The 19,571-nt window shown below is 68.4% G+C and carries 18 protein-coding genes; 5 read left to right on the plus strand and 13 right to left on the minus strand.

Translation table 11 applies throughout. The annotated features are described in order from the left end of the window. The first annotated feature begins 23 nt into the window (after positions 1 to 23). Positions 24 to 695, plus strand: coding sequence for a response regulator transcription factor (locus C3B61_RS11925; RefSeq protein ID WP_255416771.1), 672 nt, complete (start codon positions 24 to 26; stop codon positions 693 to 695). Positions 696 to 723: 28 nt separating this feature from the next. Here C3B61_RS11925 and C3B61_RS11930 read toward each other — a convergent pair whose 3' ends face one another. From C3B61_RS11930 to C3B61_RS11945, 4 genes are read right to left on the minus strand one after another with little or no spacing between them, the layout of a single operon-like run. Then, positions 724 to 2,001 carry an MFS transporter gene (locus C3B61_RS11930; protein WP_088455346.1) on the minus strand — a complete coding sequence of 426 codons (1,278 nt, stop codon included), beginning with the start codon at positions 1,999 to 2,001 and terminating at the stop codon, positions 724 to 726. A gap of 58 nt (positions 2,002 to 2,059) precedes the next feature. Next, positions 2,060 to 2,371 (minus strand): thiamine-binding protein, encoded by a 312-nt coding sequence (locus C3B61_RS11935; protein WP_088455345.1) that lies wholly within the window; start codon positions 2,369 to 2,371, stop codon positions 2,060 to 2,062. 2 nt (positions 2,372 to 2,373) lie between these two features. Continuing rightward, positions 2,374 to 3,636: a glycosyltransferase 87 family protein gene (locus C3B61_RS11940; protein ID WP_103460849.1), complete on the minus strand. Its 1,263-nt coding sequence runs from the start codon at positions 3,634 to 3,636 to the stop codon at positions 2,374 to 2,376. Positions 3,637 to 3,686: 50 nt separating this feature from the next. After that, positions 3,687 to 4,529 carry an ADP-dependent NAD(P)H-hydrate dehydratase gene (locus tag C3B61_RS11945; protein ID WP_103460851.1) on the minus strand — a complete coding sequence of 281 codons (843 nt, stop codon included), beginning with the start codon at positions 4,527 to 4,529 and terminating at the stop codon, positions 3,687 to 3,689. Positions 4,530 to 4,551: 22 nt separating this feature from the next. Between C3B61_RS11945 and C3B61_RS11950 the strand changes: the two genes are divergently transcribed. Further along, complete coding sequence (locus C3B61_RS11950) at positions 4,552 to 5,688, plus strand: NADH:flavin oxidoreductase/NADH oxidase (protein WP_244285919.1); 1,137 nt, start codon at positions 4,552 to 4,554, stop codon at positions 5,686 to 5,688. A gap of 4 nt (positions 5,689 to 5,692) precedes the next feature. Here C3B61_RS11950 and C3B61_RS11955 read toward each other — a convergent pair whose 3' ends face one another. Beyond that, positions 5,693 to 6,070 (minus strand): VOC family protein, encoded by a 378-nt coding sequence (locus C3B61_RS11955; protein ID WP_088455342.1) that lies wholly within the window; start codon positions 6,068 to 6,070, stop codon positions 5,693 to 5,695. Positions 6,071 to 6,175: 105 nt separating this feature from the next. On the opposite strand from C3B61_RS11955, the gene C3B61_RS11960 reads away from it, so the two are divergent. After that, complete coding sequence (locus C3B61_RS11960; protein ID WP_103460854.1) at positions 6,176 to 7,027, plus strand: Cof-type HAD-IIB family hydrolase; 852 nt, start codon at positions 6,176 to 6,178, stop codon at positions 7,025 to 7,027. Position 7,028: 1 nt separating this feature from the next. On the opposite strand, the gene C3B61_RS11965 is transcribed toward C3B61_RS11960, so the two are convergent. From C3B61_RS11965 to guaB1, 3 genes are all read right to left on the minus strand, one after another. Continuing rightward, positions 7,029 to 8,096, minus strand: a complete 1,068-nt coding sequence (locus tag C3B61_RS11965; protein WP_103430718.1) for a hemolysin family protein — start codon at positions 8,094 to 8,096, stop codon at positions 7,029 to 7,031. Then, the gene (locus C3B61_RS11970; RefSeq protein WP_103460856.1) at positions 8,093 to 9,463 is read right to left on the minus strand and encodes a hemolysin family protein; all 1,371 of its coding nucleotides are present in this window, start codon (positions 9,461 to 9,463) and stop codon (positions 8,093 to 8,095) included. Before C3B61_RS11970 ends, C3B61_RS11965 begins: the two co-directional genes overlap by 4 nt. A 132-nt stretch (positions 9,464 to 9,595) precedes the next feature. Further along, positions 9,596 to 11,035, minus strand: a complete 1,440-nt coding sequence (gene guaB1, locus C3B61_RS11975; protein WP_088455339.1) for a GMP reductase — start codon at positions 11,033 to 11,035, stop codon at positions 9,596 to 9,598. Positions 11,036 to 11,169: 134 nt separating this feature from the next. On the opposite strand from guaB1, the gene C3B61_RS11980 reads away from it, so the two are divergent. Next, positions 11,170 to 14,973, plus strand: coding sequence for a multifunctional oxoglutarate decarboxylase/oxoglutarate dehydrogenase thiamine pyrophosphate-binding subunit/dihydrolipoyllysine-residue succinyltransferase subunit (locus tag C3B61_RS11980; protein ID WP_103460858.1), 3,804 nt, complete (start codon positions 11,170 to 11,172; stop codon positions 14,971 to 14,973). A gap of 61 nt (positions 14,974 to 15,034) precedes the next feature. Here C3B61_RS11980 and C3B61_RS11985 read toward each other — a convergent pair whose 3' ends face one another. The 3 genes from C3B61_RS11985 to C3B61_RS11995 form a co-directional block, all read right to left on the minus strand. Then, positions 15,035 to 17,239, minus strand: a complete 2,205-nt coding sequence (locus tag C3B61_RS11985; protein WP_103460860.1) for an MMPL family transporter — start codon at positions 17,237 to 17,239, stop codon at positions 15,035 to 15,037. Between the two features lie 142 nt (positions 17,240 to 17,381). Next, positions 17,382 to 17,645, minus strand: a complete 264-nt coding sequence (locus C3B61_RS11990) for a GlsB/YeaQ/YmgE family stress response membrane protein (protein WP_088455336.1) — start codon at positions 17,643 to 17,645, stop codon at positions 17,382 to 17,384. Between the two features lie 103 nt (positions 17,646 to 17,748). After that, the gene (locus tag C3B61_RS11995; protein ID WP_103460862.1) at positions 17,749 to 18,204 is read right to left on the minus strand and encodes an Asp23/Gls24 family envelope stress response protein; all 456 of its coding nucleotides are present in this window, start codon (positions 18,202 to 18,204) and stop codon (positions 17,749 to 17,751) included. A 159-nt stretch (positions 18,205 to 18,363) separates the two neighbouring features. Between C3B61_RS11995 and C3B61_RS12000 the strand changes: the two genes are divergently transcribed. Then, positions 18,364 to 18,693 carry a hypothetical protein gene (locus tag C3B61_RS12000; RefSeq protein WP_088455334.1) on the plus strand — a complete coding sequence of 110 codons (330 nt, stop codon included), beginning with the start codon at positions 18,364 to 18,366 and terminating at the stop codon, positions 18,691 to 18,693. A gap of 11 nt (positions 18,694 to 18,704) precedes the next feature. On the opposite strand, the gene C3B61_RS12005 is transcribed toward C3B61_RS12000, so the two are convergent. Continuing rightward, positions 18,705 to 18,947 carry a zf-HC2 domain-containing protein gene (locus C3B61_RS12005; RefSeq protein ID WP_088455333.1) on the minus strand — a complete coding sequence of 81 codons (243 nt, stop codon included), beginning with the start codon at positions 18,945 to 18,947 and terminating at the stop codon, positions 18,705 to 18,707. Further along, on the minus strand, positions 18,944 to 19,558 hold the full coding sequence (locus C3B61_RS12010; protein ID WP_244285920.1) for a sigma-70 family RNA polymerase sigma factor: 615 nt from the start codon (positions 19,556 to 19,558) through the stop codon (positions 18,944 to 18,946). The genes C3B61_RS12005 and C3B61_RS12010 overlap by 4 nt, the downstream gene beginning before the upstream one ends. Between the last annotated feature and the right edge of the window lie 13 nt (positions 19,559 to 19,571).

Below are 19,571 nucleotides of genomic sequence, written 5' to 3' on the forward strand. Positions count from 1 at the left end.
GAAAAATGCAACAGGAGGTAGCAGTGACGAACACAGCAGCGACGCTCATCGACAATCCCATCCGGTTGGCCCTGGTCGACGACCACCGGATGCTCCTGGGAGCGCTGACGGAGTGGATCAGAGGCGCCGCGGACGACATCAACATGGTGGCCGCCGTGACCACCTGGCCCGAGCTTCTCACCCACCCGGAGTTCCCGGTCGATGTGGTGTTGCTCGACCTGGACCTCAAGGACAACATCCCGGTCTCGCTGAAGATCTCCACCCTCAAGACGGCCGGGGTGAAGACCGTGCTGATGAGCACCTACTCCGAGCCGGCTCTCGTGCGCGAGGCCCTCGCCGCCGGCGCTCTCGGCTACCTCGTCAAGACCGAGGAGGCCAGCACCATCGTTGAAGCCATCCACGCCGCGAACGTCGGCGAGTCCTACATCTCCGCCGAACTCGACCTCGCCCTGCACGCCGGAGCCGCCGGCAGCTCGCCGCGGCTGAGCGCCCAGGAACGCCGGGTGATGGCGTTGTACGGAGCCGGTGAGCCGGTCAAGGCCGTCGCCCACCAGCTGGGCATCTCCGAGGAGACGGCGAAGTCGTACCTCAAGCGGATCCGCGAGAAGTACCGTCTTGCCGGTTTTGATGTCGGAACCAAGGTGGCCCTACGGAAGCGCGCCATCCACGACGGCATCCTGCTGCAGTCCGACTAGAACGCCACCGGCCGGGTCGGCGCGGCGCTCAGTCCGTGCCGACCACCGTGATCAGTGCGGTGCCGTACGGTACGTGCTGACCCCGCTTGCGACGGACCCTGTCGATCGCGAAGGTGACAACGGCCAGCGCCAACCCCACCACGCTCAGGCCGAACCCGACCCAGATCGGGGCGAGATAGCCCAGCCCGCCCGCGATGACGATGCCGCCCAGAAACGCGCCGAGCGCGTTGCCGAGGTTGAGCGCCGAGTGGTTGAGGGCCGCGGCGATCGACTGGCTGTCGTGTGCGACATCCATCAGCCGGGTCTGGATGGTCGGCGACAGCGCCGCCGCCGACGCGCCGACCAGGAACACCCCGGTCAGCAGCCCGGCCAGGTGCTGCGCGGAGAAGGCAAGCAGCAGCAGGGCCGCGAGCATGATGGCGAAGAAGGCGTACATGCTGCGCCGCACACTGCGGTCGGCGAACACGCCGCCGGCGAAGTTGCCCACGGTCATTCCCAGGCCCACCACGACGAGCACCAGCGGCACCGCGAGAGCAGGCAGCCCGGTGACCTCGATCACCAGCGGGGCCACGTAGGTGTAGACAGCGAACAGACCGCCGAACCCGACGGCGCCGATCAGGAGCGCGAACCAGACCTGCAGGCGCCCGAAGGCGCGCAGCTCGTTGCGCATGGTGGCGCCGGGGTTCCCGGCCTGGAACGGCACGGCCACGATCACGGCGACGAAGGTCACCGCGAAGAGGGCGGCCACGGCTATGTAGGCGACCCGCCAGCCCGCAACCTGGCCGAGCCAGGTGATCGAGGGCACGCCGATGACGTTGGCGATGGTGAGGCCGGAGAGCACGATCGCGACACCGCGTGCCCGCTTGCCCGGGCCCATCAGCTCGGCGGCGACCAGCGACGCGATGCCGAAATAGGCGCCGTGCGGCAGGGCGGCGACGAACCGGGCCACCAGCACCAGGCCGAAGGTCGGCAGCAGCGCGGAAGCGATGGTGGCCAGGGTGAAGCAGGCCAGCAGAACGAGCAGCAGCTGTTTGCGTGGCCACCGGGCCGCGGCCGCGGCGATCGTGGGCGCCCCGACGACGACACCGAGAGCGTATGCGGAGATGAGCCAGCCGACCTGGGCGTTGGCGGCATCAGGCGACGACGCGTAGAGGCCGGGCAGCAGGTCGGCGGCCAGATTGGGCAGCAGTCCCATGGCGACGAACTCGGTGGCGCCGATCGCGAAGCCGCCGAGGGCGAGAGCCAGGAGGGCGAGGCGAACGCGCGTCGGCGACAGGCGCGTCGACCCGTCAGAGAGTGAGGGCATCAATCCAGACTACGGGGCGGTCGTGTCTGGACGGTGACGCGGCGGCGCCAGGCCGGTGTCAGGATGCTCCGCCGGCCTCATCCATAGCCGCCTCGAGGCGGTCCAGCTTGGCGGTGAGCTCGCCGGAATAGCCGGGGCGGATGTCGGCCTTGAGCACCAGCGACACCCGGGAGCCGAACGCGCCGACGGCATCCGTCGCCGCCTTGACGACGGCGAAGACCTCGTCCCAATCGCCTTCGATGGTGGTGAACATCGAATCGGTGTGGTTGGGCAGGCCCGATTCGCGGACGACTTTCACCGCAGCGGCGACGGCATCGTGCACCGAATCGGTGGGGCCGCCGGAGGGGGCGACCGAGAATGCGACGAGCATGACTACTCCTTGAGGATCGGGCGATGCGTTGTGGCACCGGGACTGGCGGCGGTGCTCTCTGACAGTGTTGCGGAGGCGGCGCCGAGCCGCCAGATGCGAACGAGCATCCAGCCCAGCAGCACCAGCTCCAGGAGGTTGCGCACCGACAGGATCAGCACCATGGCCGGGGTGGTGGCCAGCAGGTCGTTGTAGAAGTACGGGTAGACGATCTGGGTGAGCGCCGCCATCGCCAGGGCCGTGAGCGCCGGGCCCCGCCAGGCTCGCCAGGAGGAGACCAGGCCGAGGATCAGCGGGGCGGCCAGCCAGGTGATGAACTGCGGCGAGCCCACCTTGTTGACCGCGATCAGGGTGAGCACCAGGGCCAGCAGCAGCGGCGGGAACAGCAGATCGGCCGATGCACCGGCGCGTTGGGCGCGCCAGCCCAATAGCAGCACCACGCCGACGCAGAGTGCCAAAAGCGGGGTCAGCACCGCCGCCGCGAGGTCGGTGCCCGCACCGATCACCTGGTAGGTCAGGATCTGCTGGTCGTAGTACACGACGGCGCCGGGGATGCCCAGGGCCGACTGCCACAACCACCAGGACGCCACCGGCGCCTCGATCTGGATCCCCCGGTTGGTCTGCTCGGTCACGAAGCTGAGGATCGTGACCCCGCTGCCGGCGGCGAGGGCCGCTCCGATGATCAGGGCGGAGGTGCCGGCGAAGGCGGCCAGCACCTGCCAGCGCCGCCTCGAGGCCACCACCAGCGCGATGATCGCCGCGACCGGCCAGACCTTGACCCAGGTGGCGACGGTCAGGAGCACCGCTCCCCAGAACGGCCGGCTGCGCAGCCAGAGCAGGCCCAGAATCGCCAGCGGTACGGTCACGGAGTCGATCCTGGCCAACGCGATGGGGCCCAGCAGCAGCAGGAACAGCAGCCACCACCAGGCGGCCAGGGCTGCCGCCGGACCCGGCCGGCGACCGGTGAGCGCGGCGAAGGCGACCCCGTTGAGCACGGTCACCAGGCCGAGCCAGGTGAGCGCGTACGGCCCGGCGCCGAAGACCAGCGATGCGAGAATCGGGGCGAGGGCCAGGATCGGGTAGACGAAGTCGGTGTTGATGCCCAGGCTGACGGCGCCGGATGTCGTGGCCTCGGCCCAACCCAGGTACACCCGTTCCACGTCGCCGAGTGGCCAGCCGATGCCGCTGAGGTTCAGAATGATGAGCACCGCGTGCACGATCGCGAAGCCGCACCACAGCAGGGCGGGGCGGCGCAGGAATTCAGGCACGCTCCACTGTGGCACACTCCGCTGCGGCACACTCCCCCGGCGCCGCCGGGTCAGGCCAGCAGCGCCGCGATCGTCGCCGGAACGGCCAGGGCCACGTCGAGCGCCACGATCGGGCCACCGCCGGACGCCCGGTGCGCCGCCGCCGCGTGCACGAATGCGGCCGTGGCGGCGAGCGCGGCGAGCGCGTCGGCATCCGCCTGGATACGCCCGCTGTTCGTGGCCAGCAGGGCACCGAGGATGCCGGCCAGCACGTCACCGGAACCGGCCGTCGCCAGCCAGGCGGGGGCGCCGGATACCGTCAGGCGGATACCGGACGGTGAGGCCAGGTGGGTGACGCTGCCCTTCACCAGCACCGTGACATCGAGCAGGACGGCGGCGCGGATCGCCCACTCCCCCGGCTCACCGGCGATGTCGTCGACGGTGACATTCTCGCCGGACCGGCCCAGCAGAGCGGCCAGTTCCCGGTAGTGCGGGGTGATCAGCCGGGGGCCGGTGCCGGCACCGACCAAATCGAGCGCGCCGGCGTCGAGCACCGTCGGCAGACCCTGACGGAGCGCCTTCTGCAGCTGTTTGGTGGTCTCCGGGCTGCGGCTGCCGGCGTCCATGCCCGAGCCGAGCAGCCAGGCCTGCACCCGGCCGTCGACCGTCACCACCTCCGGACGGCGCTGCATCACGAGGGTCCCGACCCGGCGGGGACCGAGGTAGCGCAGCATGCCCACCCCGGTGCGGCTCGCGGCTTCCACACCGAGCACCGCCGCGCCCGGGTACTCGGTGGAACCCGTGCGCACGCCCAGCACGCCGCGGCTGTACTTGTCATCGGTCGCCTGCGGCACCGCGATCCAGTCGCGGGCCTGGGCGGCCTCCCATTCCAGCCATCGTCGAGGTTTCGCCATGCACTCACGATAGGTTGTTTCGGTGTCCGATATCAGCACCGTCCTCGCCCCCGCCGCAGCCGATTCCGCCGCGGCGGTCTCCCTGTTCGACCCGATCAGCCTGCGCGAGGTTGTCATTCGCAACCGGCTCTGGGTCGCGCCGATGTGCCAGTACTCCGTCATCGAGCGGGACGGCGTGCCGACCGACTGGCACCTGGTGCACCTGGGCTCGATGGCCGCGGGCGGCGCCGGGCTGATCGTCACCGAGGCCACCGCCGTCAGCCCGGAGGGCCGCATCACCGACCGGGACACCGGGATCTGGAACGACACCCAGGCGTCCGCCTGGGCGCACATCGTCGACTATCTGCACGGGCAGGGCGCCACCGCCGGCATCCAGCTCGCCCACGCCGGCCGGAAGGCGTCCACCTGGCCGGCCTGGGGCACCAGCCTGCACGGCAGCGTGCCCGCCGACCAGGGCGGCTGGCCGACGCTGGGGCCCTCCGCCATCGCCTTCCCCGGCTACGCGGCACCGATGGCACTCGACCACGCGGGCATCGATACCGTCGTCGCCGACTTCGTCACGGCCGCTCGACGCGCCATCGTCGCCGGCTTCGACGTCCTGGAACTGCACGCCGCCCACGGCTACCTCTTGCACCAGTTCCTGTCCCCGCTGAGCAATCAGCGCACCGACGAGTTCGGCGGCTCACTGGAGAACCGGGCCCGCCTGCTCCTGCGCGTGGTGAAGGCCGTCCGGGCCGAGGTCGGCGAGAGTATTCCGCTACTGGTGCGGTTCTCCGCCACCGACTACACAGTCGACGGTTGGAGTGTGGAGGAGACCGCCGTCGTCGCCGGGTGGGCCGCCCAGGCCGGGGCCGACTTCTTCGACGTGTCCTCCGGCGGCAACGTCACCGGCGTGCAGATTCCCCTGACTCCCGGGTACCAGGTTCCCCTGGCGCAATTCGTCAAGGCCACTGCCGCCGTACCGGTCAACGCCGTCGGGCTCATCACGACAGCCGCACACGCTAACGACATCGTTGCCTCCGGCGCGGCGGATGCCGTCATGCTCGGCCGCGAGTTCCTTCGCGACCCGCACTTCGCCCTCCGCGCCGCCGCCGAGCTGGGCGTGCCACTGGACTACTGGCCCGGCCAGTACGCCAGGGCAGCCTGGCCGGCGGTCTAGCGACCTATACCTCCTGGGCGACGCAGAGGATGTTGCCCTCCGAGTCCTTGAACCAGGCGGCACGTTCCTGGTCGGTGGTGGCAATGCCGTTCTCGGTTTTCAGGCCGGGCAGGTCGTACTCCTCGAACACCACCCCCGCCTCCCTCAGCCGGGCGACCTCGGCGTCGACGTCGTCGGCCATCCAGATCAGGGCCGTGTTCTTGGCCGTGCCCGCGTTCTCGGTTTCGTACACCAGCACCGACCCGCCGGAGGGGGTGCGGAAGCGCATCTCGCCCTCGCGGACGTCGGTGGGCTCCAGGCCGAGCTTGTCGGTGTAAAAGGACCGGGCCCGCTTGATGTCCCTGGCGGGCAGGACCGCCACGGTTTCCAGTTGACTCAACATGAGTGTGTCCTCGCTTTCCAGCTATGCCTGTCAGGGTACGCCGGGTGCCCCAGGCCCACGAGGGGGCCCGGTCGTCGCCGGGCGAGAAGAACTAGGCTGGACCGAATGACCCACCCGAGTGAGACCGCCACCAGCCGGCCGACCGACATCCGCCTGATCGCCAGCGACATGGACGGCACCCTGCTCGACGCCGACGGAGCGGTCCCCGAGCGCTTCTGGCCGCTGCTGGAGAGCATCCTGGCGGCCGGGATCCTGTTCTCCCCGGCAAGCGGGCGTCAGTACCAGACGCTGCAGGCCGTCTTCGGCGACCGGGACGGGCTGGTCTACATCGCCGAGAACGGCACCAACATTGTGCGGGACGGCGTCAGCATCGCCATCGAACCCGTCGTCGGATCGATCATCGCCCCGGTCGTCGAGTGGGTGCGGGCCCAGGCCGCCGCCGGCGCCGACCTGGGCATCGTGGTGTGCGGGGCCAGGTCCGCGTACATCGAACGGACCGATGAGGCTTTCGTCGCGCAGGTGCGTCCGTACTACGCGGCCCTGGCAACGGTCGCCGATGTCACGGTGGCCGCCGCGGACGATGACGTGCTCAAACTGGCGATCTTCGACGCCGGCCGCGCCGAGACCCGCACCGGACCGGCCGTTCGCGCCCTCGACCTGGCCGCCGATGTTGTCGTCTCCGGCGCCAACTGGGTCGACATCATGCGGCCGGGAGCCAACAAGGGCACGGCGCTCATCCGTCTGCAGCAGCACCTGGGCATCAGCCGGGAGCAGACCATGGCCTTCGGCGATTACCTGAACGACGCCGAGATGCTCGACGCCGCCGGGCACTCCTATGCCGTCGCCAACGGCCACCCGAGCATCCGCGCGCGGGCCAGGCACCAGGCTCCGTCGAACCTGGATGAGGGCGTCATCACGAGCATCCTCGCGGCGTTGCCGGCGCTGGCAACGGCCTGACCTAGAGCCGGCGGGTGGCGTCCTGCACTTCGCCGACGAGCTCCTCGATGATGTCCTCCAGGAACAGCACTCCGGTGGCGTCACCGGTGACGGTGAAGGTGCGGGCCAGGTGTGCGCCGGAGCGGCGCATGGTGGCCAGGGCATCCTCGAGGTCGGTGTCCTCGAAGATCGACACCAGTTGGCGGATCAGCTTGGCCGGGATCGGGTCGGTGTAGCCGGTCCTGCCGGTGTCGACGGGGTCGACCGGGTCGACGTCCAGGCCGAGCACGTCCTTGAGGTGAATGTAACCGCTGGGCTCGCCGGATTCGTAGTCGAGCACGTAGCGCGAGAATCCGTGCCGGGTGACGGCCTTCTCCACGTCGGCGGGGGTGGCCGATTCCGGCAGGGTGACCAGCTGGTCCAGAGGCACGGCGATGTCCTTGGCCGTCTTGGTGGTGAACTCGAACGCCGCTGACAGCGCGCCGGAGTCGTCGCTGAGCACGCCCTCCCTGGTGGACTGCGTGACGATGGTTGCCACCTCGTCGAGGGTGTAAGTGCTCGTAGCCTCGTTCTTGGGTGCAACACCGAACAGGCGCAGCACGCCGTTGGCGGTGGAGTTCAGGGCCACGATGACGGGCTTGACGAGGCGGCCGAAGAACACCAGCGGCGGGGCCAGGATCAGGACGGCCTGGTCGGGGATCGAGAATGAGAGGTTCTTGGGAACCATCTCGCCGAAGACGACGTGCAGGTACGACACTATGAGCAGCGCCATGATGAACGCGATGGTGCCGATGGCCTCTTCGGGGAGCCCGGTGAGCTTCAGCGGGATCTCCAGCAGGTGGTGGATCGCCGGCTCCGACACGTTCAGGATCAGCAGCGAGCACACCGTGATGCCCAGCTGGGAGGTCGCCAGCATCAGCGTGGCATGCTCCATGGCCCACAGCGCGGTCTTGGCGCTGCGCTTGCCGGCCTCCGCGAGGGGTTCGATCTGGGAGCGGCGCGCTGAGATCACGGCGAATTCGGCGGCGACGAAGAACGCGTTGCCGAGCAGCAGCACGAACAGCCAGCCGAGTCCGGCCCAGTCGTTCATCGGCCGCTCACCCGCTTGGTCTGTGATGAAGTGGTCACTGGTGCCTTCTGGATGGTGCGCACGGCGCCGGTCGCGGGCGCGCCGGGTTCGACAGGGTCAGGGGTGTAGCGCAAGCGGTCGATGCGACGGCCGTCGAGCCGTTCCACCCGCAGTTCACCGGTGGCGATGCGCACGAGGTCGCCGACGACGGGCAGCCGGCCGAGTTCGCTCATCACGTAGCCGGCGACGGTCTCGTATGGGCCGTCCTCTGGCACGGTCAGGCCGGCCCGCTCGTGCAGCTCGTCCGGCCGCAACATGCCGGGGAAGGTCAGGGAGCCCTGCGAGCGCACGATGCCGGCCCTGGTGCGGTCGTGCTCGTCGGCGACCTCGCCGACGAGTTCCTCCACCAGGTCCTCCAGGGTGACGACGCCGGCGGTTCCGCCATATTCGTCGACGACGACGGCCATCTGGAAGCCGCGGCCCCGCAGCTCGCCGAGTAACCCGTCGAGCTTCATAGTCTCCGGCACGCGCAGTGCTTCGGACTGCAGGGCCGACACCGGCACGTCCGAGCGTCGTTTGCGCGGTACGGCCACGGCCTGCTTGACGTGGACGATTCCGACGACGTCGTCGGCGCTCTCGTCGATGACGGGGAAGCGGGAGTAGCCGGTCTGCCTGGTGAGGTCGATGACGGCCTGCGCGCTGGCGTTGCGCTGAATGCTGGCGAGCCGGGGGCGGGGGGTCATCACGTCGGATGCGGTGTGCCCGGAGAACAGCAGGGTGCGGTGCAGCAGGGTCGCCGTGTCGGCCTCGAGCAGGCCGGCGCTGGCGGACCGGCGCACGAGCGAGGAGAGTTCCTCGGCAGTGCGGGCCCCGGAGATCTCTTCCTTGGGTTCGATGCCGACCATCCGGAGGAGGCCGTTGGCGCTTTCATTCAGCACGGTGACCGCGGGCTTGAACACCGTGGTGAACACGGTCTGGAACGGGATGACGACCTTGGCGGTCTGGATCGGCAGCGCCAGGGCGAAGTTCTTGGGCACGAGCTCACCGACGATCATCGAGACCAGGGTCGCGAGCACGATGGCGACGGCCGATCCCACCACCGGCACCGCGGGCTCGGGGATGCCGACCAGGCCCAGCGGTCCCGCGAGCAGGGAACTGATCGCGGGCTCCAGCGCATACCCGGTGAGCAGGGTCGTCAGGGTGATACCCAGCTGGGCGCTGGAGAGGTGCGTCGAGGTGATCTTGAGCGCGGCGATGGTCATCGCCAGGCGGGTTTCCCCGCGGTCGCGGCGCGCCTCGAGGTCGGATCGGTCGAGGTTGACCAGCGCGAATTCGCTGGCCACGAACAGGCCCGTGCCCAGGGTCAGGATCAGGCCGATCCCGAGCATGATCCACTCATACACGGGCAGCACCGCCGCGGGTCACGGGCGAGGGTTTATGGTCGGGTGAATTCGCAGAAGGGGGGTCGTCCATTAGAGGGTCAACTATACCGGGGCTGCCTGTGCGGTAGCACGCCTGCGTTACCAGGAAACCACGAGCGCCTTGCCCTCTTCGTAGCCGGCTGCGGACTGGATTCCGACCTTCGCCCGGTCGTGGAATTCGGCCACGCTGGCCGCCCCCGCGTAGGTGAACGAGCTGCGCACCCCGGAGGTGATCATGTCGAGCAGGTCTTCGAGCGAGGGACGCAACGGGTCCAGGTAGATCTTCGAGGACGAGATGCCCTCGGCGAACAGGGTTTTGCGGGCCAGTTCGTAGGCGTCGAGCCTGTCGAAGCGCTGCTGCACGGCCTTGGTCGATGCCATGCCCCAGCTCTCCTTGTAGAGGGCGCCGGATGCGTCGGTGTCCAGGGTGCCCGGCGCTTCGATGGTGCCCGCGAACCAGGACCCGATCATCACCGACGCGGCCCCGGCGGCGAGCGCGAGCGCCACGTCGCGCGGGTAGCGCACCCCGCCATCCGCCCAGACGTGTGCGCCGAGCTTGCCGGCGGCTTCGGCGGTCTCGATCACGGCGGAGAACTGCGGGCGACCCACGGCCGTCATCATCCGGGTGGTGCACATGGCGCCGGGCCCGACGCCCACCTTGATGATGTTCGCCCCGGCGCCGACGAGGTGCTCGACGGCGTCGGCGGTGACCACATTGCCGGCCACGATGGGGATGCCGAGCTTGAGCTCCGAAACCGTGCGCAGCGCGCGGATCATGCCGGCCTGGTGGCCGTGCGCGGTGTCGAGCACCAGCACGTCGACGCCGGCGGCGGCGAGCGCGCGGGCCTTGGCGGCGACGTCGCCGTTGATCCCGACGGCGGCGGCGACGAGGAGCCGGCCGGACGCATCGACGGCCGGCTGGTACAGCGTGGAGCGCAGGGCGCTCTTGCGGCTGAGCGTGCCGATCAGCTTGCCGCGCAGCAACACCGGCGCGAAGTCGAGGTCGGCGGCCGTCATCACGTCGAAAGCGCTGCGCGGCCCGTCGATGTCTTCGGCGTCGAGGGAGGTGAGCGGGCCGTGCAGCAGATCGCCCAGGCGGGCGTCCGGTAACGCCGAGGCGAGCCTGGCCGCGTCGATGCAGCCCAGGTAGGTATCGTCACCGTCGTGGATGACCAGGCCCTGACCGGTGACCGGCGGGACCTGGCGCAGCGCGTCGGCCACGGTGGCGTCGGGGGCGAACACGAACGGGGTGTCGTACTGCACGGGCTGCGACTTCACCCAGCGGATGGCCGCATCCAGGTCCTGCAGGTGCATGTCCTGCGGCAACACGCCGAGGCCGCCACGCCGGGCGAGAGATGCCGCCAGGCGGGGACCGGTCACCGAGTTCATATTGGCCGAGACGATCGGGATCGTGGCCGCGGTGCCGTCTCCCGGCGCGAGGGACACGTCGAGCCGACTGCTGATCGCAGACTGGCTGGGCACCAGGAAGACGTCGGAATAGGTCAAATCGTGGCGGGGAACCGCTCCATAGAACTGCATGTTTTTAACGCTAGTCCTCCCAAGCCGTACCGGTGCAGCACCTCGATGGGATTAGTCTTGATATCAACACACTGACCCGGCGGTTGTGATCGCCATGGACAATCAGAATCAACGAAGAGAGTGGGCGATCAGCTGTGTCGAACCAGTTGACCGGCGGTGGGTCCGAAGAAACGGCCTCTGCTGAATTCGGAGCCAACGAATGGCTCGTAGACGAATTTTACGAACGTTACCTCATCGACAAGAACTCGGTGGATCGGGCCTGGTGGCCGATTCTGGACAGTTACCACCAGAGTGCAACGGCGCCGAACCAGGCCGAGCAGGACGCCCCGGCCTCCGAGGGTGCTGCCTCGAGCATCGCCCCCGCCGCCGCAGAGGTTCCCCCGCTGGCAGAGGAACCCGCGACACCGACGGCCGAAGCGCACCCGATCACCGCGCCGATCCCCGTTCTCGGCGGCCCGCGCACGGCCCGCACCACGTCGATCGCCCCCAAGCCGGAGCCGGTTCCCGCCGACGCCCCGATCACCACCCCGCAGCCCGTGGTCTCCGCCGTCGCGCCCACTCCCCCGCAGGATGTCGTCACCCCGCTCCGCGGCATGGCCAAGAGCCTCGCGGCCAACATGGCCACCAGCCTCACCGTGCCCACCGCGACGAGCGTGCGCACCATCCCGGCGAAGCTCCTCATCGACAACCGCATCGTGATCAACAACCACATGAAGCGGGCCCGCGGCGGCAAGGTGTCGTTCACCCACCTGATCGGGTGGGCACTGATCCGGGCGCTCAAGATGTTCCCCAGCCAGAACGTCTACTACGACGAGCAGGACGGCAAGCCCTCGGTGATCGCCCCCGCCCACGTGGGACTGGGCATCGCAATCGACCTACCCAAGCCCGACGGCACCCGCTCGCTGATGGTCCCGGCCATCAAGCGGGCCGACACCATGACCTTCGGCGAGTACCTGACCAGCTACGAAGACCTGGTCGGCCGCGCCCGCAAGGGCAAGCTCACCGCCGACGACTTCTCCGGCGCCACGGTGTCACTGACCAACCCCGGCGGCATCGGCACCGTGCACTCGGTGCCGCGGTTGATGAAGGGCCAGGGCTGCATCATCGGCGCCGGCGCGCTCGACTACCCGGCCGAGTTCATGGGCGCGAGCGTCAAGACGCTCACCAGCCTGGCCATCTCCAAGACCATCACCCTCACCAGCACCTACGACCACCGGGTCATCCAGGGTGCCGGCTCGGGTGAGTTCCTCAAGATCGTGCACGAGCTGCTCATCGGCCAGCACAACTTCTACGAAGATATCTTCGCCGCGATCCGGATCCCGTACGACCCCATCCACTGGGCCCCCGACATCAGCGTCGACCTGGCCAGCGCCGTCGACAAGACCGCCCGCGTGCAGGAACTGATCAACGCCTACCGCGTGCGCGGCCACCTGATGGCCGACATCGACCCGCTCGAGTACCAGCAGCGCACCCACCCCGACCTGGACATCGCCAGCCACGGCCTCACCTTCTGGGACCTGGACCGCGAGTTCATCACCGGTGGTTTCGGCACCAAGCGCACGATGCTGCTGCGCGATATCCTCGGCGTGCTGCGGGACTCGTATTGCCGCACGACGGGCATCGAGTACATGCACATCCAGGACCCGGCCCAGCGCAAGTGGGTGCAGGAGAAGATGGAGAAGACCTACGTCAAGCCCACCCACGACGAGCAGATGCGCATTCTCGGCAAGCTCAACGAGGCCGAGGCGTTCGAGACGTTCCTGCAGACCAAGTACGTCGGCCAGAAACGCTTCAGCCTCGAGGGCGGCGAGTCCACCATCGCGCTGCTCGACGCGATCCTGCAGGGCTCCGCGGAGGCCGGCCTCGACGAGGTCTGCATCGGCATGGCCCACCGCGGCCGCTTGAACGTGCTCACCAACATCGCCGGCAAGACCTACGGCCAGATCTTCCGCGAGTTCGAGGGCACCCAGGACCCCCGCAGCGTGCAGGGCTCCGGCGACGTCAAGTACCACCTCGGCACCGAGGGCACCTTCCGCGGCACCAACGGCGAGGAAGTGGCCGTGTACCTGGCCGCCAACCCGTCCCACCTCGAGGCCGTCGACGGTGTGCTCGAGGGCATCGTGCGCGCCAAGCAGGACCGCAAGCCCATCGGCACGTTCTCCACCCTGCCCGTCCTGGTGCACGGCGACGCCGCCATGGCCGGCCAGGGCGTGGTGCTCGAGACCTTGCAGATGTCTCAGCTGCGCGGCTACCGCACCGGCGGCACCATCCACCTCGTCGTCAACAACCAGGTCGGCTTCACCACGCCTCCCGGTGAGGGCCGCACCTCGGTGTACTCCACCGACGTGGCCAAGACCATCCAGGCCCCGATCTTCCACGTGAACGGCGACGACCCCGAAGCCGTCGTGCGGGTCGCCGAACTGGCGTTCGCGTACCGGCAGGAATTCAAGCGCGACGTCGTGATCGACCTCGTCTGCTACCGCCGACGCGGCCACAACGAGGGCGACGACCCCTCGATGACGCAGCCGTTGATGTACAACCTCATCGAGGCCAAGCGCAGCGTGCGGAAGCTCTACACCGAGGCGCTGGTCGGACGCGGCGACATCACCCAGGCGGAGTTCGAAGCGGCCCACGCCGACTTCCAGGACCGCCTGGAACGGGCGTTCCTGGAAACGCACGCCGCCCAGACCTCGTCGATCCCGATCATCACGCCCGGCGAAGCGGCCGCGGCGGCCCGCGGACTCGCCGGCCACGGCGCCCCTGACGACGCCGTCGGTGAACCCGAGACCACCGGGGTGCCCGAAAGCGTCGTGCACCTCATCGGCGACACTTTCAACAACAAGCCGGCCGGGTTCACCGTGCACAACAAGCTGCAGCAGCTGCTGCAGAAGCGCCTCGACATGAGCCGCAACGGCAACATCGACTGGAGCTTCGGCGAACTGCTCGCGCTCGGGTCGGTGCTGCTGGAGGGCACTCCGGTGCGGTTCGCCGGCCAGGATGCCCGCCGCGGCACCTTCGTGCAGCGTCACGCGGTGCTGCACGACCGGATGAACGGCCAGGAGTGGTTGCCGCTGGCGAATCTCAGCGAGAACCAGGCCCGGTTCTGGATCTACGACACCCTGCTCAGCGAATACGCGGCGATGGGCTTCGAATACGGTTACTCCGTGGAGCGGGCCGATGCCCTCGTGCTCTGGGAGGCCCAGTTCGGTGACTTCGCGAACGGCGCCCAGACCATCATCGACGAGTTCATCTCCTCGGCCGAGCAGAAGTGGGGCCAGCGTTCCAGCGTTGTGCTGCTGCTCCCGCACGGCTACGAGGGTCAGGGCCCCGACCACTCGTCCGCCCGGATCGAGCGGTACCTGCAGATGTGCGCCGAGAACAACATGACCGTCGCCCGCCCGTCGACGCCGGCGTCGTACTTCCACCTGCTGCGCCGCCAGGCGTACATGCGTCCGCGTCGCCCGCTGATCGTCTTCACACCGAAGTCGATGCTGCGCCTGCGCGGAGCGACCAGCCCGGTCGCCGACTTCACCAGCGGCAAGTTCGAACCGGTGATCGACGATGCGCGGATCCAGGACAAGGCCGCCGTCAAGCGGGTGCTGTTCATGGCCGGCAAGCTGTACTACGACCTGCTGGCCGACCTGGAGAAGAACCCGAACCCCGAGATCGCCCTGGTGCGCCTGGAGCAGTTCTACCCGCTGCCCGGCGCCGAACTGAAGCAGGTCGCCGAGCAGTACCCGAACGCCGAACTGGCCTGGGTGCAGGACGAGCCGGAGAACCAGGGTGCCTGGCCGTTCTTCTACCTGCAGACGAACAAGCTCGGCACCCGCCCGATCCGCCTGTTCTCGCGGGCCGCGTCCGCGTCTCCCGCCGCCGGTTCGGCCAAGCGTCACGCCGCGGAACAGACCGAGCTGCTCAAGAGCGCGCTCACCCTATAACGCAACGCACACGAAGAAGGGCCGCACCCGCCAGGGTGCGGCCCTTCTTCGTACGAGGTGGTCAGGACTTGGCGAGCTTGCTCGGCCACCAGATCTTCGGGCCGATGTCGTGGGCCAGGGCCGGCACCAGCAGCGAGCGCACCACGAAGGTGTCCAGCAGCACCCCGAACGCGACGATGAACGCAAGCTGGGCCAGGAACAGGATCGGCAGCACGCCCAGCGCGGCGAACGTGGCGGCGAGCACCAGACCGGCCGACGTGATCACCCCGCCCGTGGCGACGAGTCCGCGCAGGATCCCGGTGCGGGTCCCGAACCGGATGGACTCTTCTCGCACCCGGGTCATCAGGAAGATGTTGTAATCGATCCCGAGGGCCACCAGGAAGACGAATCCGTACAGCGGAACCACCGGGTCAGCGCCGGGGAACCCGAGCAGGCCGTCGAAGACCCACGACGCCACACCGAGCGCGGCGGCGAACGAGAGCACGACGGTGGCTATCAGCAGCACCGGCGCGAGGATCGAGCGCAGCAGCAGCATCAGGATCACCAGGATCACGCCGAGGATGATCGGGATGATCAGGTTGCGGTCATGGATGGCCGTGTCGGTGGTGTCCACGGCGATGGCCGTGGTGCCGCCGACCAGCACGGTTCCGGCCACGTCGTCCAGGGCCACCCGGAGCTCGCGCACCGTGGCTTCGGCCGGGGCGGAGTCGCCCACGTCGGTGAGGGTCGCCTGCAGCATCACGTCGCCATCGATCACCGTCGGCTGGCCCACCGGGGTGCCCGGAGGGCCGAACGCCTGCACACCGTCGCCGGTCACCGGCAGGGTGCCGCTGACGGACTCCTCGGAGAGCACGGTGACGGAATCGACGCCGTCGTTGGCGAGCAGCACATCGGTCATCGCCTGCAGCTCCGACTCCGGGCCGATGATGACGGCGGGGGTGCCGGATCCGCCGGGGAAGTGCTCCCCGACCACGGCCTGGCCGTCCCGGGCCTCTGAGGTGCCGAGCACGAACTCGCTCTGTGAAACGCCATCCGCCTTGAACTGGAACGCGCCGATGGCGGCGACGGCGAGAAGGAGCGTGCTTGCGACCCAGATGAGCCGGGCCCGGCGGCTGATCAGCCTGGCCAGCCACGGCCAGGCCCCCTTCGCGTTGTCGCCGTCGAGGCCGGGGTGGGCGGAGCCGAGTTTCGGGCGCACCGGCCAGAACGCGGCACGGCCGGCCCAGAGCATCAGCGCCGGCAGCAGGGTCAGTGCGGCCAGGAGGGCGAAGCCGATACCGATCGCGGCGACCGGGCCGAGGGCCTTGTTGGAGTTCAGGTCGCTGAACAGCAGGCACAGCAGACCCACGATCACGGTGCCGCCGGCGGCCAGGATCGGCTCGAACGAACCACGCAGGGCGACGAGCGTCGCATCCCACTTCTTCTCGTGGTCCCGCAGGGCTTCGCGGAACCTGGCGACGTAGAGCAGCGAATAGTCCGTCGCTGCCCCGATCACGAGGATGAACAGGATGCCCTGCGTCTGTCCGGTCAGGATCAGCACATCTGCGCTGGCCAGCGCGACGACCACGAGCACCGAGGCGCAGAGCGCCGCGAGGCTGGTGAACAACACGATGACCGGCAGTAGCGGCGATCTGTAGACGATCACGAGAATCACCAGCACGGCCGCGAGGGCGGTGAGCAGCAGGATGCCGTCGATGCCGGCGAACGCACCGGTGAGGTCGGCGATCAGGCCCGCCGGTCCGGTGACATAGGTATCGACGCCCTCGATGGGGTTCTCGGCGAGGTAGGCGCGGATCGACTCGACGGTGTCGGCCGGGGTGATGGCGGTGTCGAGGGTGAGGATCGCCTCGGCCGCTTCCCCGTCCTCGGAGAAGATCGCCGGCGACACGCTTTCGGTCACGACGCCGTCCAGCTGGGCCAGGTCGGCGATCTGGTCGGTGATCGCGGCCTGGTCGGCCTCGGTGAGTCCGCCGGAGCGTTCGTAGATCAGCACACCGGGCAGCACGTCATCCCCCCGGAACTCGGCCTGCAACGCCTGCACCTTGGTGGCGTCGGCGCTGGCCGGCAGCTGCTGCACCTGGTCGTTGGTAGACACGTCACTGATCCGGCCGAACGACGCCCCGCCGGCACCGAACATGACGAACCAGACCAGGATCAGAATCGTGGGTATCAGGATGCGCAGCCAGAGCGGCACCCGGCTGCCGGAGCCGGTCCGTCGGGTCCGGCGCTCCGGGTCTGAGTGCGGTGCGGGGTCAGTCGTCTTCATCACAGTCCCGAGCGTAGGCGAGCGTGCAAACCGCTGCGTCGTCCGAAAGTTGGAAGATCGTGACCGGGAAATCGAAAAAGGCGGCACCCGCACCCTGTGGGTGCGAGTGCCGCCTTTTCACTCCGGGGAGACCCCGCTGCTGTTACGCCTTGCGACGGCCCACGGCGAAGCCGTAGATGAGCAGAACGATGATGGATCCGCCGATGGCGAGGAGCCACGTCTGGATGGAGAAGAAGTCTTCAAGCGGTGCGCCGAAGAGGGCGCTACCGAGGAATCCGCCGAGCAGTGCGCCGACAACGCCGAGCAGAAGGGTGATGAACCATCCGCCACCCTGGTTGCCCGGGAGGATCAGCTTGGCGATGGCGCCCGCGAGGAGGCCGAGAAGAAGGAATCCGAAAAACCCCATGGAGTGTCTCATTTCTGTTGGTGTGGGTACTGCTGGTGTTTCGGACGTGCTGTGCATGTCCGACCGGGCTCTTGCGAGCCGGCTTGATTACGCGGCCGGGAACCTAAGCGACGTCATTGTCGTCGGGTTCCTTGGCCACGTAAATGTCTGTGATGGTCACGTTCACGGTTGACACCGCGATTCCCACCAAACCTTCGATGGCTCGCGTCGTCGCGGCGCGGACCTGATCCGCGAGAGCCGTCAGGGGCACCGGATAGTCGGCGACGAGCACGATTTCGACGGCGACGTCGTCGTCGCTCACCGTGACGGAGATGCCGGGGTTGACGTCGGCACTGCTGATGGCGTCGAGGATCGCACCGAGGGCCCTGGTCGGCACGCTGCCCAGGGAGTGCACGCCCGGTACCTCGCGCACGGCCAGACCGGCCACCTTGGCGATGACGCTGTCCTTGATGGTCGTGACGCCCTGCCCCACCCTGTCGACAGCACCGTCGGTCACCTCGCCGGCGTTGGCCGGCAGGGTGGTGGCCGAGGTCGGCTGCTCGGGGGTGCTACTGAACATCTGGAAACTCCTTGGTAGTCCGCGATGAGGGCAGAAATTGCATCGTCTAAGTTACGACGCAGCCCACGCTCGATTCGTCACGGATTCGCAGGAAAGTTTTTTCAGCGCCGAAGATCTACACTGATCTGGTACCACCCGCTCCCCGAGACTGGAGATGTCATGAGCACATCCACGAAGCCCACCGAGGAGCTGGCCGCAGCCGTCGAACAGGTTCCGGGCGTTGACGAACTCTACCCGGCAGCGCCCATCGTGGCCACCGTGGTGCACCAGGTTGTCGGGGCGATCACGGCGAAGCCGACGGCTCCGGAATTCGTCACGCTGACCGAGACGGACGAGGGCGTCACGGCATCCGTCGCCATCGGCATCGCGGACGCTGACGCGGCGACGGAGGTCTGCCGCAGGGTCTACGACACCATCGAGGAGTACTTCGTCGAGTCAGGCGACCCTGCCGTGACGACGATCGAAGTGAAGGTGGCGCGGATCGGCTAGTGCGTCGGCCGTCAGTGCGCTGACTGGATGGCACGCAGCCGCAGCAAGACCTGATCGCGCAGGTCCTCGGGAGCGGTCTCCTTGCAGGCCCGCTGCATCACCTCGGTGAGGGTACGCCCGACGTGGTGTTCGCTGCGGCAGTCCGGGCAGTGCTCCAGGTGCTCCCGGATGTCGATGGCGTCCTCCTTGCGGAGTTCGTTGTGCAGATACTCTTCGAGTTCGGCCTTGGCCTTCTCGCAACCGCAATCGGTCATTTTCTTGTGCTCCCGGATGTCTTCTTGATCGGTGCGCTCTGGCCGGTGCCGAGTCCGCGCTCGAGGGCGTAACCGGCCAGCAGCTCGCGCAGCAGGCGGCGGCCACGGTGCAGGCGACTCATCACCGTTCCGATGGGTGTCTTCATGATTTCGGCGATCTCCTGGTAGGAGAAGCCTTCGACGTCGGCGAAGTACACCGCCAGGCGGAAGTCCTCCGGGATCGATTGGAGGGCGTCCTTGACGGCGCTGTCGGGCAGGTGGTCGATCGCTTCGGCTTCCGCGGAGCGGCTCGACGTCGCCGTCGTGGATTCCGCGCCGCCCAGCTGCCAGTCCTCGAGGTCGTCGATGGTGCCCTGGTAGGGCTCTCGCTGCTTCTTGCGATAGGTGTTGATGAAGGTGTTCGTGAGGATCCGGTACAGCCACGCCTTGAGGTTGGTGCCCTGCTCGAACTGCTTGAACGACGCAAACGCCTTGACGAAGGTTTCCTGCACGAGGTCCTGGGCGTCAGAGGGGTTCCGTGTCATCCGCATCGCCGCTGCGTAGAGCTGGTCGATGAACGGCATGGCCTGTGCTTCGAACAGGTCCCGCGTGGCAGTTGTATCTGTTGTCATCACGGGCAATTCT

The organism is Cryobacterium zongtaii, from assembly GCF_002909375.1.
Lineage (GTDB): Bacteria > Actinomycetota > Actinomycetes > Actinomycetales > Microbacteriaceae > Cryobacterium > Cryobacterium zongtaii.

Excerpts from the sequence above, each read along its gene's own strand:
- C3B61_RS11965 (WP_103430718.1), bottom strand. The coding sequence starts at position 8,096 with ATGAACGACTGGGCCGGACTCGGCTGGCTGTTCGTGCTGCTGCTCGGC.
- C3B61_RS11955 (WP_088455342.1), bottom strand. The coding sequence starts at position 6,070 with ATGTTGAGTCAACTGGAAACCGTGGCGGTCCTGCCCGCCAGGGACATC.
- C3B61_RS11960 (WP_103460854.1), top strand. The coding sequence starts at position 6,176 with ATGACCCACCCGAGTGAGACCGCCACCAGCCGGCCGACCGACATCCGC.
- C3B61_RS11930 (WP_088455346.1), bottom strand. The coding sequence starts at position 2,001 with ATGCCCTCACTCTCTGACGGGTCGACGCGCCTGTCGCCGACGCGCGTT.
- C3B61_RS11970 (WP_103460856.1), bottom strand. The coding sequence starts at position 9,463 with ATGCTCGGGATCGGCCTGATCCTGACCCTGGGCACGGGCCTGTTCGTG.
- guaB1 (WP_088455339.1), bottom strand. The coding sequence starts at position 11,035 with ATGCAGTTCTATGGAGCGGTTCCCCGCCACGATTTGACCTATTCCGAC.
- C3B61_RS12010 (WP_244285920.1), bottom strand. The coding sequence starts at position 19,558 with ATGACAACAGATACAACTGCCACGCGGGACCTGTTCGAAGCACAGGCC.
- C3B61_RS11995 (WP_103460862.1), bottom strand. The coding sequence starts at position 18,204 with ATGTTCAGTAGCACCCCCGAGCAGCCGACCTCGGCCACCACCCTGCCG.
- C3B61_RS11985 (WP_103460860.1), bottom strand. The coding sequence starts at position 17,239 with ATGAAGACGACTGACCCCGCACCGCACTCAGACCCGGAGCGCCGGACC.
- C3B61_RS11990 (WP_088455336.1), bottom strand. The coding sequence starts at position 17,645 with ATGGGGTTTTTCGGATTCCTTCTTCTCGGCCTCCTCGCGGGCGCCATC.
- C3B61_RS11935 (WP_088455345.1), bottom strand. The coding sequence starts at position 2,371 with ATGCTCGTCGCATTCTCGGTCGCCCCCTCCGGCGGCCCCACCGATTCG.
- C3B61_RS12000 (WP_088455334.1), top strand. The coding sequence starts at position 18,364 with ATGAGCACATCCACGAAGCCCACCGAGGAGCTGGCCGCAGCCGTCGAA.
- C3B61_RS11945 (WP_103460851.1), bottom strand. The coding sequence starts at position 4,529 with ATGGCGAAACCTCGACGATGGCTGGAATGGGAGGCCGCCCAGGCCCGC.
- C3B61_RS12005 (WP_088455333.1), bottom strand. The coding sequence starts at position 18,947 with ATGACCGATTGCGGTTGCGAGAAGGCCAAGGCCGAACTCGAAGAGTAT.